Annotated in this window: 24 protein-coding genes and 1 riboswitch; of the genes, 11 read left to right on the top strand and 13 right to left on the bottom strand. The window is 73.3% G+C overall.

The genetic code is table 11. From position 1 onward, the window contains the following. Window positions 1–9: 9 nt before the first annotated feature. The gene (locus tag C4U44_RS09125; RefSeq protein WP_103885144.1) at window positions 10–1,155 is read right to left on the bottom strand and encodes a PP2C family protein-serine/threonine phosphatase; all 1,146 of its coding nucleotides are present in this window, start codon (window positions 1,153–1,155) and stop codon (window positions 10–12) included. Window positions 1,156–2,833: 1,678 nt separating this feature from the next. Here C4U44_RS09125 and C4U44_RS09120 point away from each other — a divergent pair. After that, entirely contained in the window at window positions 2,834–3,823 is a 990-nt protein-coding gene (locus tag C4U44_RS09120; RefSeq protein ID WP_103885143.1) for a ketopantoate reductase family protein, read from the top strand. A 21-nt stretch (window positions 3,824–3,844) separates the two neighbouring features. On the opposite strand, the gene C4U44_RS09115 is transcribed toward C4U44_RS09120, so the two are convergent. After that, on the bottom strand, window positions 3,845–6,082 hold the full coding sequence (locus tag C4U44_RS09115; protein ID WP_235031950.1) for a DUF5107 domain-containing protein: 2,238 nt from the start codon (window positions 6,080–6,082) through the stop codon (window positions 3,845–3,847). 274 nt (window positions 6,083–6,356) lie between these two features. Here C4U44_RS09115 and C4U44_RS09110 point away from each other — a divergent pair, with 274 nt between their 5' ends. Genes C4U44_RS09110 through C4U44_RS09100 form a run of 3 tightly spaced genes read left to right on the top strand, consistent with a single transcriptional unit; the run spans window position 6,357 to window position 8,375 of the window. Beyond that, window positions 6,357–7,151 carry a maleylpyruvate isomerase family mycothiol-dependent enzyme gene (locus tag C4U44_RS09110; protein ID WP_103885141.1) on the top strand — a complete coding sequence of 265 codons (795 nt, stop codon included), beginning with the start codon at window positions 6,357–6,359 and terminating at the stop codon, window positions 7,149–7,151. 32 nt (window positions 7,152–7,183) lie between these two features. Then, window positions 7,184–7,927 (top strand): hypothetical protein, encoded by a 744-nt coding sequence (locus C4U44_RS09105; RefSeq protein WP_146088220.1) that lies wholly within the window; start codon window positions 7,184–7,186, stop codon window positions 7,925–7,927. A 10-nt stretch (window positions 7,928–7,937) separates the two neighbouring features. After that, on the top strand, window positions 7,938–8,375 hold the full coding sequence (locus C4U44_RS09100; protein WP_103885139.1) for an ankyrin repeat domain-containing protein: 438 nt from the start codon (window positions 7,938–7,940) through the stop codon (window positions 8,373–8,375). Between the two features lie 161 nt (window positions 8,376–8,536). Here the strand turns inward: C4U44_RS09100 and alc are convergent, their stop codons facing one another. From alc to C4U44_RS09085, 3 genes are all read right to left on the bottom strand, one after another. Further along, a complete protein-coding gene (alc, locus tag C4U44_RS09095; RefSeq protein ID WP_103885138.1) occupies window positions 8,537–9,667 on the bottom strand; it encodes an allantoicase in 1,131 nt (376 codons plus the stop codon). Window positions 9,668–9,852: 185 nt separating this feature from the next. Then, window positions 9,853–10,776 carry a LysR family transcriptional regulator gene (locus tag C4U44_RS09090; RefSeq protein WP_103885137.1) on the bottom strand — a complete coding sequence of 308 codons (924 nt, stop codon included), beginning with the start codon at window positions 10,774–10,776 and terminating at the stop codon, window positions 9,853–9,855. A 163-nt stretch (window positions 10,777–10,939) separates the two neighbouring features. After that, the gene (locus tag C4U44_RS09085; protein WP_103885136.1) at window positions 10,940–11,473 is read right to left on the bottom strand and encodes an AAA family ATPase; all 534 of its coding nucleotides are present in this window, start codon (window positions 11,471–11,473) and stop codon (window positions 10,940–10,942) included. A 55-nt stretch (window positions 11,474–11,528) separates the two neighbouring features. Then, window positions 11,529–11,614: riboswitch (ZMP/ZTP riboswitch) on the top strand. 30 nt (window positions 11,615–11,644) lie between these two features. Between C4U44_RS09085 and C4U44_RS09080 the strand changes: the two genes are divergently transcribed. After that, on the top strand, window positions 11,645–12,826 hold the full coding sequence (locus C4U44_RS09080) for a phosphoribosylaminoimidazolecarboxamide formyltransferase (RefSeq protein WP_103885135.1): 1,182 nt from the start codon (window positions 11,645–11,647) through the stop codon (window positions 12,824–12,826). Between the two features lie 35 nt (window positions 12,827–12,861). Here C4U44_RS09080 and C4U44_RS09075 read toward each other — a convergent pair whose 3' ends face one another. Beyond that, on the bottom strand, window positions 12,862–13,653 hold the full coding sequence (locus C4U44_RS09075) for a crotonase/enoyl-CoA hydratase family protein (RefSeq protein ID WP_103885134.1): 792 nt from the start codon (window positions 13,651–13,653) through the stop codon (window positions 12,862–12,864). A gap of 84 nt (window positions 13,654–13,737) precedes the next feature. Next, complete coding sequence (locus C4U44_RS09070; RefSeq protein WP_103885133.1) at window positions 13,738–14,310, bottom strand: helix-turn-helix domain-containing protein; 573 nt, start codon at window positions 14,308–14,310, stop codon at window positions 13,738–13,740. Window positions 14,311–14,390: 80 nt separating this feature from the next. Between C4U44_RS09070 and C4U44_RS09065 the strand changes: the two genes are divergently transcribed. From C4U44_RS09065 to C4U44_RS09055, 3 genes are all read left to right on the top strand, one after another. Further along, a complete protein-coding gene (locus C4U44_RS09065) occupies window positions 14,391–15,167 on the top strand; it encodes an AzlC family ABC transporter permease (RefSeq protein WP_456051682.1) in 777 nt (258 codons plus the stop codon). Continuing rightward, the gene (locus C4U44_RS09060) at window positions 15,164–15,481 is read left to right on the top strand and encodes an AzlD domain-containing protein (RefSeq protein WP_103885132.1); all 318 of its coding nucleotides are present in this window, start codon (window positions 15,164–15,166) and stop codon (window positions 15,479–15,481) included. The genes C4U44_RS09065 and C4U44_RS09060 overlap by 4 nt, the downstream gene beginning before the upstream one ends. A 194-nt stretch (window positions 15,482–15,675) precedes the next feature. Then, on the top strand, window positions 15,676–16,767 hold the full coding sequence (locus tag C4U44_RS09055) for a phosphatidylinositol-specific phospholipase C domain-containing protein (RefSeq protein WP_235031927.1): 1,092 nt from the start codon (window positions 15,676–15,678) through the stop codon (window positions 16,765–16,767). Window positions 16,768–16,828: 61 nt separating this feature from the next. On the opposite strand, the gene C4U44_RS09050 is transcribed toward C4U44_RS09055, so the two are convergent. From C4U44_RS09050 to C4U44_RS09040, 3 genes are all read right to left on the bottom strand, one after another. Next, window positions 16,829–17,266, bottom strand: a complete 438-nt coding sequence (locus C4U44_RS09050) for a nuclear transport factor 2 family protein (protein WP_200823182.1) — start codon at window positions 17,264–17,266, stop codon at window positions 16,829–16,831. 235 nt (window positions 17,267–17,501) lie between these two features. Beyond that, window positions 17,502–18,260 (bottom strand): L,D-transpeptidase family protein, encoded by a 759-nt coding sequence (locus C4U44_RS09045; RefSeq protein WP_407642811.1) that lies wholly within the window; start codon window positions 18,258–18,260, stop codon window positions 17,502–17,504. 403 nt (window positions 18,261–18,663) lie between these two features. Next, on the bottom strand, window positions 18,664–19,368 hold the full coding sequence (locus tag C4U44_RS09040; RefSeq protein WP_103885130.1) for an alpha/beta fold hydrolase: 705 nt from the start codon (window positions 19,366–19,368) through the stop codon (window positions 18,664–18,666). Window positions 19,369–19,861: 493 nt separating this feature from the next. On the opposite strand from C4U44_RS09040, the gene C4U44_RS09035 reads away from it, so the two are divergent. Next, the gene (locus C4U44_RS09035) at window positions 19,862–20,665 is read left to right on the top strand and encodes a polysaccharide deacetylase family protein (protein ID WP_103885129.1); all 804 of its coding nucleotides are present in this window, start codon (window positions 19,862–19,864) and stop codon (window positions 20,663–20,665) included. Between the two features lie 87 nt (window positions 20,666–20,752). On the opposite strand, the gene C4U44_RS09030 is transcribed toward C4U44_RS09035, so the two are convergent. From C4U44_RS09030 to C4U44_RS09020, 3 genes are read right to left on the bottom strand one after another with little or no spacing between them, the layout of a single operon-like run. Next, window positions 20,753–21,508 carry an SRPBCC family protein gene (locus tag C4U44_RS09030; RefSeq protein ID WP_235031926.1) on the bottom strand — a complete coding sequence of 252 codons (756 nt, stop codon included), beginning with the start codon at window positions 21,506–21,508 and terminating at the stop codon, window positions 20,753–20,755. Beyond that, window positions 21,501–22,088 carry a dihydrofolate reductase family protein gene (locus tag C4U44_RS09025; RefSeq protein WP_103885128.1) on the bottom strand — a complete coding sequence of 196 codons (588 nt, stop codon included), beginning with the start codon at window positions 22,086–22,088 and terminating at the stop codon, window positions 21,501–21,503. The genes C4U44_RS09030 and C4U44_RS09025 overlap by 8 nt, the downstream gene beginning before the upstream one ends. Beyond that, entirely contained in the window at window positions 22,088–22,840 is a 753-nt protein-coding gene (locus C4U44_RS09020) for an ArsR/SmtB family transcription factor (RefSeq protein ID WP_103885127.1), read from the bottom strand. The genes C4U44_RS09025 and C4U44_RS09020 overlap by 1 nt, the downstream gene beginning before the upstream one ends. Before the next feature lie 237 nt (window positions 22,841–23,077). Between C4U44_RS09020 and C4U44_RS09015 the strand changes: the two genes are divergently transcribed. Together C4U44_RS09015 and C4U44_RS09010 are read left to right on the top strand one after the other, a co-directional pair. Beyond that, entirely contained in the window at window positions 23,078–24,091 is a 1,014-nt protein-coding gene (locus C4U44_RS09015) for a hypothetical protein (RefSeq protein WP_235031925.1), read from the top strand. A 203-nt stretch (window positions 24,092–24,294) separates the two neighbouring features. Then, window positions 24,295–26,133, top strand: coding sequence for an HSP90 family protein (locus C4U44_RS09010; RefSeq protein WP_103885126.1), 1,839 nt, complete (start codon window positions 24,295–24,297; stop codon window positions 26,131–26,133). The last annotated feature ends 5 nt before the right edge of the window (window positions 26,134–26,138 follow it).

Here is a 26,138-nt window from a genome sequence, read left to right as displayed (position 1 = left end):
GCCGCGGTCTCAGGCGACTCGCTGGAGGGCGACCATCGCGATGTCGTCGCTGAGCCCGGCGGTGTACTGCGTCAGGTCGTTGCGGACGTCCTCCAGCAGGACGGCGGGGGTGTCGCGGGTCCTGTGCGCGAGGCGGTCGGCGAGCGGGTAGAAGGCACCTTGGACGTTGCGGGCCTCGATCACGCCGTCGGTGTAGAGCAGCAGGATGTCGCCGAGCGCCAGGTCGTAGCTGTCGACGTGGTGGCCGCCCCGGCCGAGGTCACCGAGGCCGAGCGGGAGCTCGGGCACGTCCGGCAGCAGCGGGATGACGCGGTCACCGCGGATGAGCAGCGGCGGGGGGTGCCCGCAGTTCGCGATACGCACCGTGCCGCCGTCGTCGGCGATGTCCACGACGACGGCGGTCACGAACCGCTCCAGGAACTCGGTCTCGACCGGGCGGGAGTCGACGGTGCCCGGCGCGCCGTTCTCCTCCAGGTCGACCAGGTCGTCACGCAGGCCCTCGTCGAGGTAGCCCGGCAGCGCCTCCAGCGGCACGCCGGAGCGTACCGCCCGGCGGAACGAGCTCAGCAGCAGCCCCACCACCTCCACGGCGGCCAGGCCCTTGCCCTGCACGTCGCCGACGAGCACACGGGTGTCCCCCCGTTCGTCGACGCCGGCGGCGTAGAGGTCGCCGCCGATCGCCGCCTCCTCCTCCGCGGCCAGGTACATCGAGGAGATCGTCACCCGCCCGAGCCGGCCCGGCAGCGGGCGCAGCAGCGCCCGCTGGGTCGCCTCGGCGACCTTCCTGACCTTCGCCAGCTGGCGCTCGCGGCGCGCGCGGATGCGTGCGGCCAGCACGGCCCCGGCGCCGACCAGCACCGCGGTCGCCAGCACCACGGGAAAATTCGCCGTGCCCAGGACGTTTCTGTCCGCGGAGATCCAGACGACCGCACCGACGGTCAGGGAGGCAAGCAGGAGGACGTCGAGCGGGCCGAGGAACACCGCGGACAGGGCAGGTACCGCGACCAGCAGACCGCCGATACGGATCCTTTCCCCGCTGACCAGGTCCGCGCCGAGCATCACGGCGAGAGACACCAGAGCGACGGTGAGCAGGATCGGCCGGGACTTCCACACCCTCCAACCGACCGGCCGCGAGTCAGCGCCGCTCGACTTCATAGCTCAAACGTACCGCCGTGCCCCCGAACTTCTCGGCCTGGCGGCCAAGCCCAGGACGGTTCCATCGACATCAAAACCGCAGGTCAGGGACTTGGAACGGTGGAAAGCGGCGGCCCGGGCAAGCGGGTGAGCAACCGGGGAGGTTGCTCACCTCCTTCTGCGCGCAGGTGAGGGCGCCATCCGGATGGACAGGCAGGAGGACCCGGCCGTCGCTGCGCGATCGGCCGCCCGGGAACTGCGCACTGCCGGAGAAGAGGCCGACCAGCTTGCCCACCGCTTGGCCAAGCCCGCCGACGCACTTTCTCCATGGCGCACCAGGACTGATCATCGCCGACTGGAAGGTACCTCGGGTCGGCTGTCACACGGGATGATCGTTCAGCACTTGTAGCAGGCAACGGCCGAAGCATGTCCGCCCTCCACCTGGACCCGGCCTCTATGGACCTGCACCACCCGATCCACCCGAGCCGGCTTCGGGGGCTCTCCGCCGCAGCGAGCCCCCGAAGCCGGCCACGCGGCGGTCCCTGCTGCAAGCCCCGGACTCATTCCGCCAGCGGCAGGCATCACCCCTGGCCAGGCCACTTGCCCAGCCGACTCCCACGGCTGCGACACCTCTTCTCGCCCTGGAGCAGGCGGGGAAGGAGGTATTTGCAACGGTGGGGCACCCGTCGGGAAAAGGGGAGGGCGATCTGCAGTGCGCCCCGCTCCCGAATGGTCGGGCGCGCGGCACGGACTAACGCATTCGCTCCCTGGATTCCCGAGCCCGGTTGACCGCGCCCGGCCCGCCCCGGCCCGTGTTGCTCATCACGCTCCCGCCCCTGCCCAGCGCATCCCCAGTGCGGTGAGCTCCGTTCGCCGCGCATCGCTCAGCTTGCCGGTCCGCCGCCGGGCATCGTCCATGAACATGCCCAGCACCGCATGCCTCCACGACTGACGTGAGAACCAGGTCGCCGAGCGTCCGGTCACCCTCGATGGCGACGTTCAACTGGTCCGGTCGAAGCCGGCGGACGGCGACGCCGCAGAAGTCCACGGCGACGGTGACGATGGTGACATCCGGTTCGGCAGCCTGTGGCGCGTGCAACAGTTTGAACGCGTGGACGGCCCCTTTTCCCGCCAATGGGGAGATCAGCGCGGCGCGTCGTCGGCGCCGATCTGTGCACGGCGGCCGCCACTGCGACGGCGAGCGGCCATCCAGCCTACCGCCTGGCGTCCAGCGCGACCCCGCCCCAACGCCCCTCCGTCCTTGGATGCCCCCGCCCTGACGGAGGAGGCACGCCCGAGGCCGGTGCTGTGTGTCCACAGCAAATTCGAATCTGACGACTGGTCAGCGAAGTCAGCATTGAGTCAGCATCAGATTTGCCTAAGACGTCGAGAGACAACCAGACCCGCGAGTCCCAACTCAACGAGCCACCCGCCCTTGACAGTCGCCGAGAGCCAGCGTGGGCGCACAGGAAGCTCAATCGAGGGCCGGGCAGCGCTTGGCCCAGCGATACCGCCCGCCTCGTGAGGATGTGCACTTCACGGCCCATGTTCCCTGCTCCACACCGGAGTTGAGGATCGGACCAAGGACCACCGAAGCCGCATCCGGCTGCGCCACGTACTCGGCCGAACCGAAGTCGGCCGCGGTCGCGGTCCGTACCCAGCAGCTATGATCGTCAGAATCACCAATGAGGGTTCCGTTATGCGATACATCATCATCGGCGCCGGAGCGGTGGGCGGCGCCATCGGAGGGCTGCTGTCAGGCAGCGGGCGCGAGGTCGTGCTCGTGGCGCGCGGCCCGCATCTGGAGGCACTGCGCGCGCACGGGCTGTGGCTCCAGCTCGCCGACGGCGAACGGCAGTTGAGCATCCCGGCGGTCGCGGGCCCGGACGAGCTGACCCCGCGGGACGACGACGTCCTGGTGCTCTGCGTGAAGACGCAGCACACCCCCGGTGTGCTGGACACGTGGGCCTCCTACGGCTGCGGCACGGGCACGGGCGCCCGCCGGGGCCACGGGCCCGCGGTGGTGTGCGCGCAGAACGGCGTGGAGAACGAGCGGCTGGCGCTGCGCCGGTTCGCCGACGTCTACGGCATGTGCGTGTGGCTCCCGTCGTCCTTCCTGGAACCGGGCGTGGTGCGCGCGTTGTGCACCCCGCTGCCCGGGATGCTGCACCTGGGCCGCTACCCGTCGGGCTCGGACGCCACCGCGCGGGCCATCGCCGACGACCTGACCGGCGCGGGTTTCGCGGCGCCGGTCACCGACGACGTGATGGCCTGGAAGTACGCGAAGTTGCTGGCGAACCTGGTGAACGCGGCGGACGCGGTGCTCGGCCCCGACGAGGACGCGCAGCACGAACTGGTCACCCGGGCAAGGGCGGAGGGAGCTGCCGCACTGGCGGCGGCCGGCATCGCCTACGTGGGCGCGGAGGAGCAGAGCCGGACGCGCGGGGATCAGGTGAACTCGCCTCCGGGCAACCGCAGTTCGACCTGGCAGAGCCTGACGCGGGGAGCCGGGTCGATCGAGTCGGACTACCTCAACGGCGAGATCGTGCTGCTCGGCCGCCGGTTCGGGGTGCCCACCCCCGTCAACGAGGCGCTGCGCCAGGCCGCGAACCGCGCCGCCCGGGAGCGCCGCGCCCCCGGCGACCTGTCCGCCGGGGAGCGCGAGGAGCTGCTGAGCGCGGGCCGGTAGTGCGGTGAGCGGTGCGCGGTCTCAGTGCGGGTCCGACGGGTTCTGCGGGTCCTGTCGCTTCTGCGGGTCCTGTCGCTTCTGCGGGTCCTCCGGGCGCATCCGGAAGTCGTAGCCAGGGGGCAGGGGATGGGCTTGGCGGGCCCGGGCCCGTGCATCGCCCGAGGCGCCGTCCTGCTGGTCCGCGCCCTTTCCGGCCGGGGCCTGGTCGGTGTGGAGGGCCTCGGCGACGGCGTACCACGTGTCGCTGAGCGTCTCGTCGCCCTCGGCCAGGTCCTCGACGACCACGCCCGTGTCGAGGATGGCCCGGGCCCGGCCCGGGTCGCCCTGGGCGAGCGCGGTACGGGCCCGCAGCAACTCCACCCGCCCGCCGTCCAAAGGAGTCACGGCCCCGTCCGGACCGGGCACGGGGCGGTCGAGGACGCGGGCGGCGTCGTCGGCGCGGCCGGCGGCGAGCAGGGCGGGGACCGCTTCCAGGGCGAAGGCGCGCAGGACGGTGCGGGCGGACTGCCCTGCTTCGTCGGGCAGTCCGGGGTCCGCGGGAAGGGAAACCGGGTCCGCCGGGGTGACGGTCACGGCATCCGTGAGGGTGACGGCATCCGTCAGGGTGGCGGCGAGCGCGTCGTAGCCGGCGAGGTACCGCTCCGCGGCCCGCTCGGGCCGGTCGGCGGCGGTGTCGGCGACGGCGAGGGCGCGCAGCACCCACGGCGAGGCGTGGGCGGCGAGCGAACGCTCCCAGCTGCGGACCGCCTGCGCCCGGTCGCCGGCCGCCCACTGGGCGATACCGAGGTGGTAGTCGCGATACCACTCGTTGCCCGGGTAGGTGTCGACGGCCTCCATCAACTCGCGCCACTCGGCCGCGACCAGGGTCGGGCCGGGCGCGGCGGCGGCCGCGGCGGGCCGGGGAAAGACTCCGGCCACCAGCAGTTCGAGCCAGGGCTTCTGCGCCGGGCCGAGGGTGGCGGGCCGGAAGGGGGTGCCGGGCAGCGCGAAACGTCCGCGCTCGACCTCCAGCGCGCCCCAGCCGGAGCCGGTGGCGAGGATGTCCGCGGGGTCGGGGTCGGCGTCGGCCCGGGTGAGCCAGGCGGCGTGAGCGGCGTCGAGGTCGGCCCGGGGCAGGGCCGCTTCGAGCCTCGCGGCGGCCTCGGCCCGGGCGGTGGACCAGTCGGCACCGTGCACCAGCGCGGGGTCGGCGTCGAGCGGGCCGTACGCCTCCAGCCAGCACAGCTCCGACTCCGCGGCCATCGGGATGTGTTCGAGCTGGGTACGGGCCAGCCCGGCCTGGATCTCCAGGTAGCCGCCGGTGCCGGGTTCGGTGAGCCATTCCTGCCAGCGCCGGCCGCCGGGGCCGCGGCCCCACCGGAAGAGCTTGCGGCCCCGCAACCCGTCGGTGGACGTCTGGACCAGGCCCCGGCCGTCCCCGTCGAGGGCGGCGATCCAGCGGCGGTCGTCGCCCTGGATGTCGAAGAAGTGGTCGGCGGCGTACGCGAACCGGGCGGGGTAGGTGGTGTCCGTACTGTCGGGTCCTCCGGGCGGGCACGGGACCGGGACATGGGTGAGGGTGCGGTGGTAGTCGAAATGCCAGGCGGCGTCCGCGGGCACCAGCACCCGGGTGCCGGCGGTCTCGGGCACGGCGGTGTTGGACCACCAGTACACCGGCACGGTCCGGCCGTGCGGGTTGCGCACTCGGATGCCGACGTGGAGGAAGTCGGAACCGGACGGCAGCCACAGGTCCACCTGGAACGGCAGGTCGCGCAGCCGCTCCCACTCCCACAGCCGCAGCATCTCCCCGCCGTCGGGCGCGGTCAGCCGGGCGGCGTGCAGCGGGGCGCAGGTGTGCGCGGCATGACCGGTGGCGCCGAGGTTCCACTCCACGCCGCCGGAGAACCAGGCACCCGCCAGCGCGAAGTCCGCCGGCTGGAACACCGAGTTGCGGTAGAGCAGTTCACGGCCGGTCGGCTTGTGCAGCAGCGAGTACAGCCGGCCGCCGAGGCCGGGCAGCACCGTGGCACGCAGCCGGTCGTTCTCCAGGACCACGGCGTCCAGATCCGCGGGCGCGCGGTCCCGGCCGTACCCGTCGAGCACCCGGACCGGCAGGACGGTGCGCAGCGGGGCGTAGCCGATCTGCCGGGCCATGTCCGGGGGCATGGCGTCACGTTCGCGGGAGTCGAGGCGGTGCTGCTCGGGTCGCTCGCGGAGCGCGGGCAGCGGGTTCTCCGGACCGAGCGGCGCGGCGGGGACGCGCACGGTGGTGCGCCGCACGGTCGTGTCGGTCGTGTCGGTCGTCGCGGTCGTCGCGGTCCTGGCCAAGGCCACCTCATCCGGCACGGGTGGCCGCCTTCGGCACGGCGGCCGTGTGATGACCATGGAACAGGGTTCCCGGCCCGCTGAACAGAGTCCGCGCCCGTCAGGGTTGGGCAAAACCCAGGAAACCCGGGTGAACCGTCCTCCTCGCCCCACGGACCGGATCCCGGCACGATCGGCGTTCGAATCGGTTGCGCCATCCGTGTCCGTGCGCGCTGCTAGAACATTGCCCATGACATCCTTCGGCACTCCTCCGCCTGCCGCCGCGTTCCCGGTCCTGCGCTTTCCCGACTGGCTGGAACTGGTCGAGGACCGGTCGGCCGCGCTGCGGAAAGCGGTGGAGACCGCCGACGAGCAGGCACAGATCCCGGGCTGCCCGGACTGGACGGTGCGCGACCTCGTGGCGCATCTCGGCCAGGTGCAGCGGTTCTGGGCGGCCGCGGTCGCGGCGGGCGCGACCGGGCGGCCACCGGAGTCGGCGGAGGGCCCGCCGCCCGGCGGCGAACTGCTGCCGTGGTCGGCCCGATCCACCGAACTGCTACTGGACTCGCTGCGCGCCGCGGGCCCGGACCGGGAGTGCTGGACGTGGTGGTCGGAGTCGGGGAACCCGTCGACCGCGGGCGCCGTCGCACGCCACCAGGTGCAGGAGGCCGCAGTGCACGCCCGCGACGCCCAGGACGCGGCGGGCGCCCCCGAGCCCCTGCCTGCGGGGCTGGCACTGGACGCGATCGACGAGTTCCTGCACGTGGGGTTCGGCACGATGGACGGCTGGCCGCACTCCCCCGCGCGGGTCGCCCTGATCTCCGAGGAGGGGCCGGCCTGGACGCTGATCCTCGACGCGACCGGCGCCTCCGCGGTGCGCATGGGCCCGGGCGACGGTCCCGAGCCGGGCGCGGCGATCACCGGGTCCGCCGGAGACCTGCTGCTGTCGCTGTTCCGGAGGATCCCGTGGGACGCCGGCAGCCTCCGGATCAGCGGCGAGGCGGAGTTGGTGCGGCAATTGGTGGTCTGGCCGCCGCTCGGTTGAGGACGTACCGTCCTGACTGAGGAGTGATGCTCATGTCAGGACGAGCGTTACGTGTGGGCTGGTCGGTGGGCGGAGCGCTGATCCTGCTCTCCGGTTGCTCGCTCGGCACGCACTCGGATGCGACCGCCACCGCGTCGCCGTCGGTGGCGTCGGCGCCACCCCCGGTCGGCAGCGTCGAACATCCCCGACCGGTGGAGTGCGTCGACGGCACCCCCTACCGTAATGGCACCCCCGTCCCGCCGCGCCGCCCCACCAACCCGGCCGGCTCCCCCACCAGCGCCTCGGCCGCCCCACCCCCGACGCCGACCGCACACCCGCCCACCCGCAGCACCCACTACGCCCCCACCCCCAGCACTTCCCGCGGCACGTCCCACGGCACATCGACACCGTCCGCCGACTTGGATGTCACCGTCGGCCCGCTGACCTGGCAGGGCCTGCGCGGCCTGGCCGACGGCGATCAGCGCGACCAGGGCGTGCCCAACTCCGGCGGCTGGCACTACCGCATCCAGTCCCTGGTCAGCCCCGGCGCCGTCGTCACCGTCACGGTCGGCACTCAGCAGCGCGCCCGCGCCGGCCTGGAGTTCGGCGGCGAGTACGGCTCCACGCCCACACCCGCGGTGACCTTCCACGCCTGCCCCGGCAGTCCCACCTCCTTTCGCGGTTCCTTCTTCGTCGCCGGCGACGGCCGCGCCTGCGTCCCGCTGGACGTCCGGGTCGGCGACGCCCCGGCGCGGCACGTGGTGATCTCCTTCTTCAGCGGACGCTGCCCTGCGTAGGCTGGGTGGCATGACCGAGTCCAGCCCCGACCCCGCTTCCGCTTCCGGGCCCGCCGGCGAGCCCGCACACGACCCCGAGGTCCTCCAACTCGCCTCCCAGGCCTTCGATCTGGCCCGGAAGGGCGACACCGACAAGCTCGCCGCGTACGTGGACGCGGGGGTGCCGGTCGACCTGACGAACGACAGCGGTGACAGCCTGGTCATGCTCGCCGCCTACCACGGACACACCCCGGCGGTGCACGCCTTGATCCAGCGGGGCGCCGAAGTGGACCGGGCCAACGACCGCGGCCAGACCCCGCTCGCCGGTGCGGTGTTCAAGGGGGAGCGGGACGTCATCAGCGCCTTGATGGACGCCGGCGCCGACCCGTCGGCGGGCAGCCCGTCCGCGATCGACACCGCCCGGGTGTTCGGCAGGACAGACCTGCTGTCCCTCCTCGGCGCGGAGTAGACCCGCACCCACCGCCCCGCCTCGCACCGCCTCGCTCGGCACGACCACGCAAGGTCTTCGCTCAGGGCGGGCCGGTTCAGCCGGCGGACCGGCGGGCTCCGGTCCGACGATGCGGTGAGGGCTGCCCGGGCCGCCCCCCGGGGCCCGGGCCGGACAGCGCCTCAGCCGATCGCCTCGGCGCGCTCGGCCAGCCGCGCCGCGCCCTGCCCGGTCAGCGAGCCGTACAGCCGCAGCCGGGATATGCCGCCGTCGGGGTAGATGTCGATCCGGGCATGGGTGGCCGGGAGGGCGCCGTCGACGAGGAAGCGGTGCAGGGTGTCCGGGTGCAGCCGCACCCGGGCGAGCAGCGGGATCCACTCCCCTTCCTCTCCGTCACGGACGGACAGGGCGGCCCAGCCGGCCGCATTGCCCTTCAGGCAGGCCGTGTCGATCTCGACGGCCCGGATGAGGCCCTGCTCGACCAGCCGGTACTCGATCCAGTCGTGCCCGGTGTCCCTGCGGCGGCGGGTCTCCCAGCCGTCGGCCATCGTGCGCGAGCGGCCCGGCAGGATGGTGTGCTCGGGCGGGGAGTAGAAGCGGTCGGAGGCGTCCTGCACGCTGCCGCCGTTCTCCAGCGCGACGAGGTCGACGGTGTCGAGCGCGGCCAGCCAGGCCGGGTCGGCGGCCACCTCGCCGTACACCCGCAGGCGGGCCACACCGCCGTCCGGATGCAGGCGCAGGCGCAGGTGCGAGAAGCGCCGCTCGAGGTGGACGGCGAACGCGTTCTCCGCGTGACCGCCGATCGGGGTGCGCGGCACCAGCGCGGTCCACTCCACCCCGGGGTCCGCCAGGTCCTCCGGGCCGGACGCCGAGGAGAGGGTGGCGGCCTCCACCGAGACGGACTGCGGGTAGTTGCCGCGGAAGTGCGCGGTGTCCACCACGATGCCGCGGACCACGCCGGGCACCGCCAGCCGTATCACCGCCCAGTCGTGGTCCTCGGGATCGGGGTGCGGCTCCCCCGCCGAGCGGCCCCGGCGGCGGCGGGTCTCCCAGCCGTCCATCACCTTGCCCTTGTGGCCGAACCGCTCGGGGTCGAACACCGCGGGCCCGGCCACCAGCAGATTCTCCCGCTCGGCGAAGAACTCGTCATTGGCCGCGATCACGCCCGCGCCGAGCCGCCGGTCGGTGAGGTCGGCCAGCCCGGTGAAGGGCAACGCGGCCCGGCGGTAGTCCGCGAACGGGTTCCCCCCGCCGTACGGCAAAGCGTCCCCGGTGAAATCGGTCAGTGCGGTGAACACCGCTTCTCGCGCCATGATCCCGGTCCCCTCCCTCGCGGCTCGCGCCGCACTCGTCTCCGCCGCCGGGGCATCCGCAGCCGCGGCACCGCTCGGGCTCCCGCTCCGGCCGCTACCGCCCGCCGTCACCCTCGTTCCGTTTCATGCCCCCACCCTCCCTCCTCCGACACTTCAGGTCCATCGAATCTTTTTGAACGTTTCTTTCAGTTCAACTTCACGAATGGGTCCAACTCAGCGGCCTGCCGCAGCGCACCCAGCACCCGGCGGAGCAGCGCCCCCTCGTCCGTACCGCCCCGCACGGCCGCCACGATCCGGCGCACCGGCCGGTCCGCGTCCAGCGGCCGGACCGCCACCTCGCGCCGCCACCCGCCCACGCTCGCCATCTGCGGCACCAGCGCGATGCCCATCCCCGCCGCCACCAGCGAGAAGATGGCAGGCCAGTCCGCCGCGGCATGCGCCTGCTCGGGCACGAAACCCGCGTCGGCGCAGGCCGCGAGCGTGAGGGTGCGCCACGGCCCGCTGCTGCCGAAGATCCAGCGCTCCTCGGCGAGCGCGGCCAGCCGCAGCCCGGGCGCCGAGGCCAGCGGGTGGCCGATCGGCAGGGCGATGTCCAACGGGTCGGTGAGCAAGGGCGACACCACGAACCGTGGATCGCGGGCGGTGGGCGCGTCGACCGCGAGCGACACCGCGACGTCCACCTCACCCGCCGCCAGCTCCTCGAAGACCGCCGCGGCCTCGACCTCGCGCACCGACACGGTGATCGCGGGCGCGGACCGGCGCAGGAGTTCGGCCGCGGGCACCACGAGCCGGCTGATCGCGGTGGCGATGGTGCCGATCCTGACCAGACCCGCGTCGCCGCGGGCGTAGCCGTCCAGTTCGGCGCCCGCCCGCTCCAGTTGGGCGAAGACCACTTCGGCGTGCCGCAGCAGGACGTGCGCCGCGCCGGTCAGCCGCACCCCCCGGCCGTGGGCCTCGACGACCGGCGCCCCTATCTGCTTCGAGAGCATCGTGAGCTGCTGCGAGACAGCCGACGGCGTCATCCTCAGGGCGCCCGCCGCGGCGGTGACGGTGCCCGAGTCGTGCAGGGCGCGGAGGATCCGGAGCTTTCTGAGGTCCCACTCTTTCATGTGGTCAGACTAAACAGTCCGCCCCGGATCGTGCGGAAGGAACGACGGGTGTGCCACGCCTGGGACCGCCCGGGCACGGCGCCGCGCCCCCGATACCCCCGCGCCCCCGGCAGGTCCGGAGCCCCGCGCCCCACCGCTCGGAGCCGCCGCACCCGATCGGGGCTCAGGCCGCGGCCGCCGCCCGCGTCACCTCGGCCGCGATCTGCCGTGCCACCTCCTCCGGCGTCCTCGTCTCCGTGTCGACCACCGTGCCCGCCTCGCGCAGCCACGGCAACGCCGCCTCGTAGTCGGCGAGATGGTCGAGCCGCCACTTCCGCGCCGCCGTCTCGACCGTGTCCCGCTCGATCCGCCGGGCGAGTTCGGCCGGGTCGGCGTGCAGCACGAAGTGGTGCACGGGCAGTCCGGCTTCGGCCAGGCCGGCGGACAACTCGGTCCAGTACGCCTGGACGAGCACCGACTGCGGGACGACCAGGGTGCCGCCGACGTAGTCGAGCAGGTGCACCGCGGTCTGCACGACCAGCGGCCGCCAGGGCGGGTGGTCCTGGAAGTCCCGCACGGGTCTGTCGGTCAGGAACGGCTGGAGCATGTACCCGACGTACTCGGAGTCGAAGATCCGGGCGTCGGGCAGCATCTCGGTGAGCAGCTTCGACGTGGTCGTCTTACCCGCGCCGAACGTGCCGTTGAGCCATACGATCATCTCGCGAGCCTAGACGGTGCCCGACGTCCGGCTCCCTCCGCGCGGTTGGGTACGATCGCGGCGCCGCGACTGGCGAGGGTGGGCCACCACCGGGGAGCGGCATGACGACCTTCGGACGCGTCGACCGCCTGGGCGCCTCGGATCAGCACACGCGACCGAGGAGGACCGACAGTGGAACTGCGGTACGGGCTCAACCCCCAGCAACAGCCGGCCGGCGCGGTGCCGGTGGAGACCGGGCCGGGTTCGGGGGCGGGGCCCCTGCGGGTGCTCAACGGCGCCCCGTCCTACATCAACCTGCTGGACGCGCTGGGCGGTTGGCAGCTGGTCCGGGAGGCGGCCGGAGCGCTCGGCCGGCCCGCGGCTGCGTCCTTCAAGCACGTCTCCCCCGCGGGCGCGGCGCTGGCCGGCCCGGTCGAGGCGGACACCGCCGCCCGCTACGGCCTCGGCTCGGCCGCCCCCGGCCCGCTGACCAGTGCGTACATCCGGGCCCGGGACGCGGACCCGAGGTCGTCCTACGGCGACCTGGCCGCCGTCTCCCACCCCGTGGACGACGAACTCGCCGCGCTGCTCGGCGGATTGGTCTGCGACGGGATCGTGGCCCCCGGCTACACACCAGGCGCCGTCGCCGCGCTGAGCCGCAAGCGCCGGGGACGCTTCCTGGTGCTGGAGGCCGATCCCGGCTACGTGCCGCCGCCCACCGACACCCGCGAGGAGTACGGCCTGCGGCTGACCCAGGCACGCGACGACGTGGCGATCGGCTATGACCTGCTCACGGACGTGGTGTGCGGCGACCTGCCGCGGGCCGCGGCCGACGACCTGCTGCTGGGCCTCGTCGTGGTCCGCCACACCCAGTCCAACTCGGTCTGCTACGTGCGCGACGGGGTGACCGTGGGCATCGGTGCGGGCCAGCAGTCGCGGGTGGACTGCACGCGCCTGGCAGGCCGCAAGACGCACACCTGGTGGATGCGCCGCCACCCGGCCGTACGCGCCATGGAGTTCGACTCGGCGGTACGGCGGCAGGACCGTGTCAACTGGCAGGTCCGCTGCGCCGAAGGCGACTTGACGCCCTACGAGGTCGAAGCGCTGCGGGAGGTACTGGTCGGGCCGCCGCCGTCGGCGGTGCTCCTCCCGGACGGCGGCGAGCGGAAGGCATGGCTGGATCGGCTGTCGGGCGTGGCGTTCGCGTCGGACGGGGCGCTGCCCTTCGAGGACAACGTGGAGCACGCGGCGCGCTACGGGGTGCGGTGGATCGCCGAGCCGGGCGGGTCGATCCGCTCGGGCCGGGTCGCGCGGGCGTGCGAGCGGCAGGGAATGACCCTGGTGCGCACCGGACTTCGGCTCTTCCGGCACTGACCCGGCAGCGGCCCCGGTCCGGCGCCGCCACCTCCTCATGCGCCGAAGGCCCCGTGCCTTCCCTCGCCCGCCGTGAACCGGGCCGCCCCCGCGGCCATTTCGGTGAGCGAGACCTGGCCGTGCGCGAACTCGACCCGCATCGCCTCCGGTTCGGGCAGCCCTTCCTGCTCCAGCAGGGACAACCGGTCCTCGCGCAGGCAGGTCTGCGGGAACGCCGCTATCTGTGCGGCGAGTTGCTCGGCGGCGGCGCGAGCGGTGCCGTTCGGGACCACCCGGTCGGCCAGACCGATGGCAAGGGCCTCGGCCGCGTCGACCGGGCGCCCGGTGAGCACCAGGTCCATCGCCCGGCCCGCGCCGACCAGCCGCGGGAGCCGCACGGTGCCGCCGTCGATCAGGGGCACTCCCCAGCGGCGGCAGAACACCCCGAGGACGGCGTCCCGCTCGACCACGCGCAGGTCGCACCACAGGGCCAACTCCAGCCCGCCCGCGACCGCGTGGCCGGCGATCGCGGCAATCACCGGCTTGCCCAGCCGCATCCGGGTGGGCCCCATCGGACCGTCGCCGTCCGGCTCGAGCCGGTTGCCGCGCTCGGTGCCCACCGCCTTGAGGTCCGCGCCGGCGCAGAACGTACCGCCCTCGCCCCACAGCACCGCGACGGAGGCGTCCGGGTCCGCGTCGAACGCCCGGAAGGCGTCCGCGAGCGCCTGGGCGGTCTCCCGGTCGACGGCGTTGCGCACCCGCGGGCGGGACAGCACCACGGTGGTGACGGGTCCGGCGCGCTCGCTGCGGACCGCGGGCGGCTCCCCTGCTGCGGACGGTTCGGTCACGGCGCGGTACTCCTCACGAGTGGGCGGCGGCCGGGATCGGCGGGCGTCGGCCGGGTGCGGCCGTTGCCCGGTCGGCCGTAGCGGTCAGTTGTGCTCGGACAGCAGGACCGCGAACGTGCCGGCTTCGAGCGCGCGGAAGACGTGCGGGACGTCACCGGGATAGCTGACGTAGTCGCCGGGGTGCAGCTCGACCGGGTCGTCCGTGAGGCCGACCAGTGCGCGCCCGGCGCAGAGCACCACGTGTTCGACCAGCCCGGGCATGTGCGGCTCGGACTCGCGGTCGCTGCCGGGTTGCGCCGAGACGACGTAGATGTCCCTGCGGGCGTGCGGTGGGCAGGACGCGAGCAGGCTGGCCACGTAGGACGAGTGCTCGGCGCTGAAGGTCGGGCCCTCGCCGGCGCGGATCACCTCCACCCGCGGCCGGGGCGGGTCGACGAGCTGGGCGAACGGCACGTCGAGGGCGACGCTCAGCGCCCACAGGGTCTCCACGCTCGGGTTGCCGGTGGCCGATTCGAGCTGCGAGAGGGTGGACTTGGCGATGCCCGCGCGGCGGGCGGCCTCCGCGAGGGAGAGCCCGGCGCGGCGCCGCTCCTGCTGCAGGGAGGCGGCGATGGCGGCGATCGGCGGGCCGCCGCGTGGTCTGTCCTCCGTCGTCATGCGGATGACCCCGTCCGTTCGGTAGAAAAGTCTCAGCGTTCGCCTTGACGAACGACCGCTGGCCGTGTTCATTCTATACGGTGATCCGTTCGATATGGCGAACCCCCGACAAGGACCTGACGGACCTGCTGCGCGACATCGCCCTCGTCTGCGTGGCCGACGCGCTGGTCGGCGTGTCCTTCGGCGCGATCGCGGTCGGGCTCGGCCTGCCGCTGTGGCTTCCGATGGTGATGTCGCTGGTGGTGTTCGCGGGCGCGGCCCAGTTCCTCTTCATCGGGATCGTGGGCGCCGGCGGCAGCCCTCTGGCCGCGCTCGCGGCGGGCCTGCTGGTCAACGTGCGGCATGTGCCGTTCGGCTTCGCGGTCGCGGACGTGCTCACGGGCACCGGATGGCCGCGGCGGCTCGCGGGCAGCCACCTGATGGTCGACGAGACGGTGGCCTTCACCCTGGCGCAGCACACGCCGGCCCGGCGGCGCACCGCGTACTGGGCCTGCGGGGCGGGGCTGTTCACCGCCTGGAACCTCGGGGTGGTGGCCGGAGCCTTCGGTGGGCGCGCGGTCGGCGACACCGACGCCTTCGGGCTCGACGCGGCCTTCCCCGCGGTGCTGCTCGCCCTCCTGCTGCCTTCGCTGGACCGGGTCGGCAGCCGGCGGGCGGCGTCGGCCGGGGTGGCGATCGCGCTCGCCACGACACCCTTCCTCCCGGCCGGACTGCCGGTCCTGCTCGCCCTCGCGGGAGTCGCGGCCGGCTTCCCGTACGACGCGGGACCCGCCCGCCGCGGACCCGGCCCGCACGCACACGACCACCCGCACCAGGACCGACCTCCGAACCCGGTCCACGAAGGGACGTCCCGATGAACACCGGACTCGTCGCGGCCACCGCCGTACTCGGCGCCGGGACCTTCGCGTTCCGCCTCGCCGGCCCGGCGCTCCGCTCCCGGACCACCCTCTCGGCCCGGGTCGAACAGCTCATGTCGACGGCCGTGGTGGTGCTGCTGGCCGCACTCGTGGCCACGTCCGCGCTGACCGAGGGCCACGGCTTCTCCGGCGTGGCGCGCACCGCCGGGGTCGCCGTGGGCGGGCTGTTCGCCTGGCGCCGGGCACCGTTCGTGGTGGTCGTCCTGGCCGCGGCGGTCACCGCGGCGGCACTGCGGCTGCTCGGCACGGACTGAAGGCCGACCGAACGCCGACCGCACACTGCCGGAACACCGCCCACCCGTGGGGGAGTTCGGACGCGTGGGGCCCCGTCGTATGGCCGGTAGGGGAGGTGACAGAGGGAAGACAGATCGTGTTACGTGTCATGTCTCCGTCGATTCATGGGTGCCGGGCACCTTCGGAGCGGAGAGAATCCCCCACAGGAGGACACGTGACCGGTCCGTCGATCCGCCGAGTTTCCCTACGAGTTCGCGCCGCGCTGCTGGGCGTGCTGACGCTGTGCCTCGCCTTCACGGTCGCCGGTGCGGGAGGCGGCGCCGCCGCGTCCGCCGCCGACACCGATTCACTGCCGTTCTCGGGCAGCACCGGGTCCGGGCTGCACAACACCTACGACCCGGGCACCTTCACCTACCTCGCGCAGGCGCTGGACACCGGGACGTCCATGATCGAGCTGGACGTCTGGGACGACTTCGCCACCCAGGAGTGGAAGGTCAGCCACTCCAACCCGCTCGGCAACAGCAACAACTGCGTCAACGCGTCGTCCCCCGCCGACCTTTACACCGGGGGCGCCAACAAGGACCTGGAGAGCTGCCTGGACGACGTCCGGGTGTGGCTGGGCGCGCACCCGGGCCACGGGCCTCTGATCATCAAGCTGGAGATGAAGGCCGGTTTCCAGGCCACGTTCGGGATGAGCCCGGCGAAACTGGACCAGTCGATCAGCGCGCACCTGGGCAGCCTGGTCTACAAGCCGTCGGACCTGCTGGCGAAGCCGGGCGGCGGCCAGTACGCGTCGCTGGACGCGGCGGCGACCGCGGGGAACTGGCCCACCAGGCAGCAACTCGCGGGCAAGGTACTGCTGGAGGTCATCCCCGGCACCGTGGAGGAGGCCAACCCGACCGACTCCCTGTGGACGGACCAGGAGTACGCCGACTACCTCCAGGGCCTGCAGAGCCAGGGCAGGCTGGCGCAGGCGAACGTCTTCCCCGCCGTGCACAACGCACAGGCCGGCGACCCGCGTTCGCGCTACTCCGACACCTCGATCCGCCCCTGGTTCGTGGTCTTCGACGGTGACGCCGCCACCTACCTCAACGGCAGCATCGACACGAGCTGGTACGACACCCACCACTACCTGCTGATCATGACCGACGCGCAGAACGTGCCCCCCACCCTCGACGACGTGAACCCGACCTCCGCGGACGCGCAGGCCCGGGTCGCCCAACTGGCCAAGGCGCACGCGTCGATCGCGTCGAACGACTGGAAGGGCCTGACCGGGGTCCAGTCGACGGTGCTCGCGCGCGGCTGACCGGGTATGACACGACCGGCGCGCGCGCCGAAGGCGCTCGGGGCATCCGGACGCCCGGAGGTCAGGGCGCGCCGGTCGGACTGAGGTGGACGGCCGCGAGCTGCCAGCGGCCGTCCACCTCGACGATGGTCTGGGTGATGCGGAAGCGCCCGTCGGCGTCGCGCCCGTCATAGACGCTCTGCTGGCCCTGCACGCCCACCGCGACGGCGCTACGGCCGTACTGACGCAGCGTCACATCGGTCCAGGTGAAGTCGTCGTGCACGAGCGCGCCGGAGGCGTAGCGGTCGAGCCACTGTGCCTTGCCCAGCACGAAGCCACGAGGTCCGACCGCCGTGAAGTCGTCGGTGAGCAGGCGGTCGAGGGCGGACACGTCGCCCAGCCGCTCCGCCTCCGCCCAGCGCCGCCCGAAGTCGGCGAGCTCCTTCCGGCTCCGCATGTCCCCGATCTCCGCGCTCTCAGCGAGCTCAGCGACCTCTTCGATCTCCTGCATCTCCGCCATCTCCGGCCTCCGTTGCACGTGTGCCTCCCGCGGGGTCCCCACCAAGAAGACTTCCGCAGGAGGGTTTTCGTGACATCGGCCGGCGGTAGGCCACCGCGCTACTCCTCGCAGTACGTCCGGACGCCGGGCGCCGTACTCCCGCCGGAGTAACCGGAGAAACCGGAGCAACCGAAGCAAGGGGCCGAGGAGCCCGACCGCGAGGTCGCCCGCCGGGGCGCCGGGAGACGGCGGCGCCTCACTCGGCGAGCGACTGCCCGTCGCCCATCACGATCACCGGGTGGTCCGCGGGCAGCAGAGTACGCAGCAGGGTGACCATGTGGGGCGCGGCGATGCTCACGCAGCCGTGGGTGGGCCCGCCGTGGTCGACGTGCACCCAGATGCCGCCACCCTTGTCGGATCCCAGCGGCTGGGTGCCGTCGAGCGGGGAGGTGCCGGGGACGCGGTTGTAGTCGATCGCGATGACGTAGTCGAACGCCTCGTCCAGCGTCTCGCCGTCGAAGCCGACGCCGCCGGCGTGGAAGCTCGACGAGTGGTCGTAGGGGAGCTTGGTGCCCGGGTCGGCGTCGAACCCGCCCGCGTCGTGCAGCGTGAACACGCCGATCGGGCTGTGCAGGTCACCCGCGTGGTGGTCGCCGGTCCAGCCGTCCTTGGCGTTGTGCGCCCGCCAGGTCTCACCCGGGTGCCAGTGGCCGTCGGCCTGCCGGGACCACAGCGTGACAAGGGAGTTGGACGAGTCCTTGGCCTGGCCGGAGGCCACCAGCACCTGCCGGCTCGCCGCCGGGATCTCGGCGAGGGTCTTGGGCCCGAGGCCGGGGATGGCAGTCGGCATCGGGTCGGCGGACCGCACGGCGCTCGAACCGGCGTGCGCGGGGGCGCCCCCCGCGGGACGGCCTGAGGCGGCGTCCCGGTTGTTCTCGGTGGACCCGGTGCCGTAGCGGTCGGTGGCCACGTACCCGGCGCCGAGCAGGGTCAGGCCGACGGCCGTGACCGACACGGCGATCACCCAGCGCCTCGCGCCACGGCGAGGCCGCCGGTGCCGACGGGGGCCACGGTCGTCTTGGTCGGGACGCTCGACAATCGCGTCAGGGGGAGCGGCAGTCATCGGTGCGATCCTCGCAAACCAGCGGCCGGAGTACATCATTCGACCCCCGCCGACGCCCGATTCGCCCCACAAGTCACCTTCGTGGCGCACAGATGTGCGGGTTTCGGCCCGACTTACTCCGGGTCACATCGAACGGCGCGCGCCCTACGGTGACGCCGAACACCTCGGACCCCAAGGGCATCTCGGACGTCCGGGCACCTCCGGCCGAGCCCCGGGAGGGCGTCGGGTGGACGCCGGCAGGACATCGGGGGAACGCCAGGAGAACGCCGGAGGCCGCCGGACCGGGACGGCGGTTTCACGCCGAACGCAGGAGGGCGTCGGCGAGTTCACGCGGGTGGCTGAGTGCGACCAGATGGCCGCCGGGCAATTCCTCGACGTCGAGGCCGAGGCGTTCGCGGGCCAGCCGGCGCTGGAACTCCAGCGGGAAGAAGCGGTCCCCGCGCCCCTGGAGGAAGCGGGTGGGCACGTCCGGCCAGGCGGGCAGCGGCCACGGCTGCGCGAACACCCCGGGCGGCGGACCGGCCGGCTCCGACGCGAACGCCTCCTCGGTCAGCGCGGCCGGCACGTCGTGGAAGAAGTCGGTGCGCGGGTCGAACTCGGCGTCCGCGCCGGTCCGGCCGAGCGCGGCCGCGTACGCCTCGCGCGCCTCCGCCTGGCCGACGTTGCCCCACCACTCCCCCGCGCTCTCGCCGGGCGAAGGCACCATGGCGTTCACCAGCACCAGCCGGTCCACCGGCAGCTTCCCGCAGACCAGCGGAGCGGAGAACCCGCCGAGCGACTGCGCGACCAGCACCAGCGGGGCCCCTGGCGCGGCGGCGTCGGGCACGGCGGCGTGCACCGCCGCCGCGATCGCCTCGGCGAACTCGTCGAGGTTCGCGGTGTCGTGCGACGGCAGGTCGAGGGTCACCACCTCGTGGCCCTCCGCCCGCAGCAGGGGCGCCACCAGGTGCCAGTACCAGGCGGTGCCGTCCGCACCGGGAACGAGTACGTACGTCGCCATCGAGCCCTCTCCCGTTCGTCGAACCGGCGTCCGACAGACGGTTCCCCACTCTGGTCCAGCCGGACCGCCGGAGCAAGCACCGCCCGACGCGGGGGTGCGTGGCACCGAACGCCTTTGCGGCAAGGGCACGTTGTGCCGAGTCCGAGCCGGACGGGGCCTCCCGGGCGGCCCCGCTCTCACCTCGCCCGGCCGCGGATCGTCGCCAACTCCGCACGAAGCGTCGCACATCACCTCATACGACCGCAGAACACCGCGGCGCGACACCCGGCGGTCGGGACGAACCCGGCCCAGCGCCCGGCCGGCATTCGGGGGGTCACTTCGGGGCCGCCTGGGGACCGCGGGGGCACGGCTGGGAGAATCCTGGGTGAAAGCTGTGCGGAGCGTCATCGCACAGGGCGGGCGGGACCACTAGACGCCGTATGTATACCCCCTGTGTATAGTTCCTGCGGGCCCGCCCGAGCGGGCCCTCCATCACGACGAGGGGGAATTCCGCATGCGCAGGACCACGGCGCGTCGAGTCCGCGCGCTGACCACGCTGCTGGCCGCCGCCACCATGGCCTTCACCCTGACCGGGTGCAACGGCTACGACAGCACGTCGCCGGCCGCCGCACGCAAGCACATCGGCAGCGGCGGGCAGGCCGCGTTCGCGTCCGGCGGGAACGGCACGGTGGACTGCCGCAAGGTCAAGTGCATAGCGCTCACCTTCGACGCCGGACCGAGCGTGCGCACCCCGCAAATACTGAGCATCCTCAGCAAGTACCACGTGCACGCGACGTTCTTCACGCTCGGCAAGAACCACGTGCGCGTGCACCCGCAGATGGTCAGGGACATGGTCGCGCAGGGTCACGAGGTGGAGACCCTGACCTGGAGCCACCAGATCCTCACCAAGATCAGCTCGGCCGAGATACGCAAGGAGATCACCGAGGGCCGGGACGCCGTCACCAAGGCCGCCGGGGTGACCCCCACCCTGCTGCGCCCGCCGCAGGGCCGCACCAGCTCCAAGGTCACCAAGATCGCCAAGGAACTCGGCATGTCCGAGGTGGTCTGGAACTCCAACGGTGCGGACTACAAGACCACGGACTCCAAGCTGATAGCGTCCCGCATCCTCAAGACGGCCAGGCCGGACGGGATCATCCTGCTGCACGACCTGGTCGACAAGACGAACAAGGGCTACAACGGCACGGTCGCCTCGGTCGCCCCGATCATCTCCGCGCTCCAGGCGCGCGGCTACACCTTCGTCACGGTGAAGCAGCTCCTCGCGCCGGGGACGCCGCAGCCGGGCAAGGTCTACAAGTGACCTTGCCGCAGGCCGCCCGGTGACACCGGCCCGGAGATCCGCCGCCCGACCCGTCGCCCGGCCGAGCACACGCCCGACCGCCCGCCGTCACGCGTAGACGGCGGCGAGCCAGGACTCCGCGGTACGGGCGAGCGCGGCGGAGGCGGCGTCGATGTCCGCCGCCCGGTCCCGGCCCGGAGTGAAGTCGTGCACGGACAGGCCGACGGTCGCGCCGAAGTGGTTGCGGCCGAAGACCCGGTACATCGCGGTCTCGGTGCGCAGCCCGATGAAGTAGCGGTCGCGGTAGTCCAGCACCGCGGTGGAGGGCGCGGAGGCGCCGGGCAGCGTCACGGTGACGGTGTCCCCGGCGGCGGCCCCCTGGGGCAGGCCGAGCGCACGGGCGGCGGCGTCGAAGGCGTCGGGCGCGCCGGCCGCGGCCGGGCCGTCAGCGGTCGCGAAGGCGGCGCGGCGGCCGGTGAAGTGCCGCAGGTACTCCCGCAGGGTGTGCAGGTAGAAGTCGGTGTGCTTGTTCGCGCCGTCGTACTGGTTCTCCCAGTCGTCGACGAAGATGCCGCTGTGCACGTACCGCACCCGGCAGCCGCCGCCCTCGACCGGTTCGATCAGGTGGTCGAGCTGGTTGAGGGTCTGCTGGGACATCCCCTCGACGTCCTCGGTGCGCGCGACGAGGCGGTGCGGCGGGTCCCACGTGGTGAGGGTGCCGCCGAAGGGAGCGGCGCCGCCCTGCACGGGTTCGTACTCCATCGGCCACAGCCAGCCCGCCGTGCCGGAGGTGATCGCGTCCCACACCTCCTGGGGGCCTGCGTCGACCTCGAACTCCCGGACGATCTCGAACTCTTCAGGCATCGCTGCCGCCCTCACCCTCCTGCCGGGGCGTGCCCACCGTGTAGACCACGTGGTGCACACCCGATCCGAACATCTGCGACCGCGCCACGGTCAGCGGGATCGCCGGCATCCCGTCCCGGAACAGCCGCTTGCCGTGGCCGACGACCACGGGGTCGATCAACAGGTCGAGTTCGTCGACCAGTCCGCGGATCAGCAGCCACTGCACGAGCGCGGCGCTGCCCATCACGCTGAGGGAACCGCCCTCGCTCCGCTTCAACCCGTCGATCCGGCCGGCCAGTTCCTCCTGGTCGGCGCCGTCGAGCAGGGTCGAGTTGCTCCACTCGGCCTTGTCGAGGGTGCTGGACACGACGTACTTCGCGACGCCGTTCATATGGTCCGCACCCGGCGCGTCCGGCATCGCGGGCCAGGCGGCGGCGAAACCCTCGTACGTGGTCCTGCCGAGCAGCAGGGCGTCGGACGCGGCCATCTGCGCGGCGACGGTACGGGCCATGTCGTCGTCGAAGTACGGTCCGTGCCACTCGTTGGGCGCTTCCATCACGCCGTCGGCGGTCAGGAACTCGGTGACGATCAACTTGCGCATCATCGCTCCTCAGGGTTGTCGGGGTCGCGGCCGGGCTCGCCGCCGGTCGAAAGCGCCTGCCGCGCCGGGGCCGGCGGTACGGGAGGACCGGCCGCGGGCCGCCCCGCCGGCTCGCCTTCCGGACGGTCCGCCGCACGAGCCGCCGGGCGGGCCGCCTCGGCCAGGGTCTCGGGCCTGACCGAGGGGTGCAGTGCGACCACGACGCGGTGCGGGCGGCCCCCCTCCGCGTCGGGGGCGTGGTACTTGGCCGCCAGCGCGCTCACGCCGCGGGTCAACTCCTCGACGAACGCGGCACGTTCGGCCGCCGAGGCGAACGTCACCTCGGCGTCGAGCGCGAAGGTCGCGACGCGCCGGCCGGCCCGCGAGGCGCCGGTGATCAGCGCACCCACGTCCCGCACCAGCCGTGCGGCCACCGCCAGCAGCCACCGCGCCGACAGCTGGTCCCGGGCCCGGGCCGGGTCGGGCTGCACCGCGGCCAGCGCGCTCGGCGAGATCACGTACGAGGCCGCCGTCGCACGCATCATCCGCTCGGTGACGTTGCCCTTCCTGCGCTCTCCGGCCAGTTCCACCAGCCCGTGCCGCTCCAGCGCCTTCAGGTGGTAGTTCACCTTCTGGCGCGGCAGGTCGACCCGCGCGGCCAGCATCGCCGCCGACGCCGGTCCCGCCGCCAGCTCGGCCAGCAACCGGGCCCGGATCGGGTCCAGCGAGGCGGCAGCGGCCGCCGCGTCCTCGATCACCGTCACGTCCCACATGTCTCCACCGTTGCACCGAACACTTTTTTTGTCCAGCGCACTTTTCTTGTCGGCGAGTCGGGAAGGCCCCCTGACCACCCCGGGAAGTACCCCGCCGCGCTCCCGGGAAGCACCTCCGCCCGTGCGCGGGCGGGGCGGGTGGGTAGGAGTCGGGTGAGCGTGATATCCAGTCGTTCGGGGGCACCGCGGGGGCGGTCGTCCGGCTGGAGCACAGACGAGGGGGCCGGCACGGTGTGGGTGTGGTGGACACGCGGCGGGATCAGACGGACCGCACGTCATCCGGAGGGCGCCAGGTTCCTGCTGCGCCGCAAGAACCGCGTCCCGGTGATCGACCGGGCCTACGGTGACCCGCGGCTCGCCGCGATGAGGACGGCGGCGCTGCACGGCGGCGCGGCCGGGTGGCCGGAGGTGCGCGGGCATCTGGCGGCGGCGGAGGGCCAGGAGGACCTGACCTTCCTGGTCGGCGGTTTGCACGACGTCGTGGGCATGGAGCGGTGGATCGGCGAGGTGGTCGCCGCCCGACCCGACGACACCCTGGCGCTGCTGGTCTCCGCCGCCCGTCAGGTCACCTGGGCCTGGCAGGCGCGCGGCTCGGGTCGGGCGGATTCCGTGACCGAGGACGGATGGACGCTCTTCCGCGAGCGCCTCGTGGTCGCCGAGGAGCAGTTGCTGGACGTGGCCGAGCGCGAGCCGTCCTGGGCGACGCCCTGGTACTTCCTCCAGATCGCCGGCCGGGGCCTCCAGGTCGGGCCGGACGTGGCCCTGCGCCGTTTCGAGGCGACCTGCCGCCGGGCCCCCGGCCATGCCGCCGCGCACCGGCAGTACCTGCAGCAGCTCAGCAAGAAGTGGGGCGGCTCGCACGAGCGGATGCACGCCTTCGCGCGGGAGTCCATGCTCGGCGCGCCCGAGGGCAGCCGCCTCGGCGAGCTCGTCGCCGAGGCGTACCTGGAGGAGTGGCTGGACGCCGGCGGCGACCCGGACTCGGCGCGGCTGCGCGACCCGCGCGTGGTGCGCGCCCTGCACGAGGCGGGGGCGCGCTCCGTGCACCACCCGGCCTTCGAGCGGAGCCGGGACTGGGCGATCGCGGTCAACAGCTTCGCGCTGGCCTTCGGGCTGGCGGGCGAGGACGCCGCGGCCCGGACCATGTTCCGGATGGTGGCCAAGCAGCCGACCGAGTCGCCCTGGAATTACCTGAACGGAAGGTCGCCCGTGGTGCCGTTCCTCGCCTGGCGCAACCGCGTCGGGGCCTGACCGGGCCGCTGCCCCACGAACGGGCCGCTGACGGCGGCCCGTTCACGAACGCCCCTCCACCGCACACCCGTTGCGGTGCCGCCGGACCGCCTCACCCGCGGGACGTCGGCGGGTTCGGCCCCGGCCGCTCCCGCCGCAGCGCCCAGCGCGGCGGTTCGTGCCCCTCGTACTCCCGCCCGACTCCCCACAGAAAGCCCGGATCGGTGTCAGACGACGCACAGACCACCCATACCTTCCAGGTCGACCTGCGCGGCCTGGTCGACCTGCTCTCCCACCACCTCTACTCCAGCCCCCGGGTCTACCTGCGGGAGCTGCTGCAGAACGCGGTCGACGCGATCACCGCGCGGCAGGCGCTCGACCCGACGGCGCCGGCCCGGATCACCGTACGGGCCGGCGAGAGCCGACTCACCGTCACCGACACCGGGATCGGCCTGACGGAGGCGGACGTCCACCGCTTCCTGGCCACGATCGGGCGCAGTTCCAAGCGCGCCTCCGGCGGCGGTCCCCTGGACGGCGAGCAACTCGCCGCGTCCCGCTCCGACTTCATCGGCCAGTTCGGCATCGGCCTGCTGGCCTGCTTCGTGGTGGCCGACGAGATCACCGTGCTGACCCGGTCGGCGGCCGACCCGTCGGCACCCGCGGTGGAGTGGCGCGGCACCTCCGACGGCCGCTACACGATCAGCACGCTGCCTGGATCCGCGCTGCCCGGCCCGGGCACGAAGGTGACGCTGGTGCCCCGTGCCGACGGGGCGGAGTGGACCCGGCACGACCGGGTGGTCGCGCTGGCGAGGCACTACGGCAGCCTGCTGCGGCACGAGGTCGACGTGACCGACGAGCGCGGCACGGTCACCCGCGTCAACGGCACGCCGCCGCCCTGGCAGGCTCCGCACGCGTCCCCGACCGCCCGCCGCCAGGCCCTCGCCGACTACTGCCGCAGGACGTTCGACTTCGTCCCCCTGGACAGCATCGAGCTGGACCTGCCCGTGGTGGGACTGCGCGGCGTCGCCTACGTGCTTCCCACGTCGGTGCATCCGTCGCGGCAGGCCGGCCACCGCGTGCACCTGAAGGGCATGCTGCTGTCCGACCAGGCGCCCGAACTCCTCCCGGAGTGGGCGTTCTTCGTGCGCTGCGTGGTCGACGCCGACAGCCTGCGGCCGACCGCGTCCCGCGAGGCGCTGTACGAGGACGAGACGCTGGCGGCGATCCGGGACACGCTGGGGGCCCGCATCCGGGACTGGCTGACCGGGATCTCGGCGAGCGATCCGGCCCTGCTGCACCAGTTCATCGCGGTCCACCATCTCGCGGTCAAGGCGCTGGCCCGCTACGACGACGAGCTGCTGCGGCTGCTGCTTCCGTGGCTGCCGTTCGAGACCACCGACGGGCAGGTCACGCTGGACGAGTTCGCGCGCGCCCACCCGGTGGTCCTCGTGACGCAGACCGTCGAGGAGTTCCGGCAGGTCGCGCCGATCGCCGCGGCGGCCGGGCTCGGGGTGGTCAACGGCGGCTACGCGTACGACCGGGACCTGGTGCACCGGCTGCCGGAGGTACGGCCGGGCACATCGGTGGTGGACCTCGACCCGGCGACGGTCACCGCGCACCTGGACGCGGTGGACCCGGCCGCGGAGCTGGCGGCGGCGGCCTTCCTGCACACCGCGCGGGAGGTGGTCGCGCAGTTCGACTGCGACGTGGTGCTGCGGGCCTTCCACCCGGTCAGCGCGCCGTCGCTGCTCCTGGACAACCGCGAGGCCAGGCACGAGCGTGCCCGCGGCGAGCTGGCCGGGCAGACGGACGGGCTGTGGGCGGACATCCTCGGCTCCCTGCGGTCCGAGGCACCGCGCGCCCAACTGGTGCTCAACCATCTCAACCCGCTGGTGCGCAGGGCCGCCTCGATCGGGGAGCACGGCCTGGCGGTGACCGCGGTCGAGGCGCTCTACGGGCAGGCGCTGCTGCTGGCCCGGCGCCCGCTGCGCGCCTCGGAGAGCGCACTGCTGAACCGTGCCTTCATCGGCCTGCTCGACCACGCGATGCACGAGGAGGGGTGATGCGG

This window comes from Actinacidiphila yanglinensis (genome assembly GCF_900107965.1).
Lineage (GTDB): Bacteria > Actinomycetota > Actinomycetes > Streptomycetales > Streptomycetaceae > Actinacidiphila > Actinacidiphila yanglinensis.
Note: the sequence above shows the minus strand (reverse complement) of the source record. Positions and strands in the feature narration are given on the sequence as shown.

Bases quoted from the DNA above. Each gene is read 5' to 3' on its own strand.
- C4U44_RS09125 (WP_103885144.1), bottom strand. From the start codon at position 1,155: ATGAAGTCGAGCGGCGCTGACTCGCGGCCGGTCGGTTGGAGGGTGTGG.
- C4U44_RS09120 (WP_103885143.1), top strand. From the start codon at position 2,834: ATGCGATACATCATCATCGGCGCCGGAGCGGTGGGCGGCGCCATCGGA.
- C4U44_RS09110 (WP_103885141.1), top strand. From the start codon at position 6,357: ATGACATCCTTCGGCACTCCTCCGCCTGCCGCCGCGTTCCCGGTCCTG.
- C4U44_RS09105 (WP_146088220.1), top strand. From the start codon at position 7,184: ATGTCAGGACGAGCGTTACGTGTGGGCTGGTCGGTGGGCGGAGCGCTG.
- C4U44_RS09100 (WP_103885139.1), top strand. From the start codon at position 7,938: ATGACCGAGTCCAGCCCCGACCCCGCTTCCGCTTCCGGGCCCGCCGGC.
- alc (WP_103885138.1), bottom strand. From the start codon at position 9,667: ATGGCGCGAGAAGCGGTGTTCACCGCACTGACCGATTTCACCGGGGAC.
- C4U44_RS09090 (WP_103885137.1), bottom strand. From the start codon at position 10,776: ATGAAAGAGTGGGACCTCAGAAAGCTCCGGATCCTCCGCGCCCTGCAC.
- C4U44_RS09085 (WP_103885136.1), bottom strand. From the start codon at position 11,473: ATGATCGTATGGCTCAACGGCACGTTCGGCGCGGGTAAGACGACCACG.
- C4U44_RS09070 (WP_103885133.1), bottom strand. From the start codon at position 14,310: ATGACGACGGAGGACAGACCACGCGGCGGCCCGCCGATCGCCGCCATC.
- C4U44_RS09060 (WP_103885132.1), top strand. From the start codon at position 15,164: ATGAACACCGGACTCGTCGCGGCCACCGCCGTACTCGGCGCCGGGACC.
- C4U44_RS09050 (WP_200823182.1), bottom strand. From the start codon at position 17,266: ATGGCGGAGATGCAGGAGATCGAAGAGGTCGCTGAGCTCGCTGAGAGC.
- C4U44_RS09040 (WP_103885130.1), bottom strand. From the start codon at position 19,368: ATGGCGACGTACGTACTCGTTCCCGGTGCGGACGGCACCGCCTGGTAC.
- C4U44_RS09035 (WP_103885129.1), top strand. From the start codon at position 19,862: ATGCGCAGGACCACGGCGCGTCGAGTCCGCGCGCTGACCACGCTGCTG.
- C4U44_RS09030 (WP_235031926.1), bottom strand. From the start codon at position 21,508: ATGCCTGAAGAGTTCGAGATCGTCCGGGAGTTCGAGGTCGACGCAGGC.
- C4U44_RS09025 (WP_103885128.1), bottom strand. From the start codon at position 22,088: ATGCGCAAGTTGATCGTCACCGAGTTCCTGACCGCCGACGGCGTGATG.
- C4U44_RS09020 (WP_103885127.1), bottom strand. From the start codon at position 22,840: ATGTGGGACGTGACGGTGATCGAGGACGCGGCGGCCGCTGCCGCCTCG.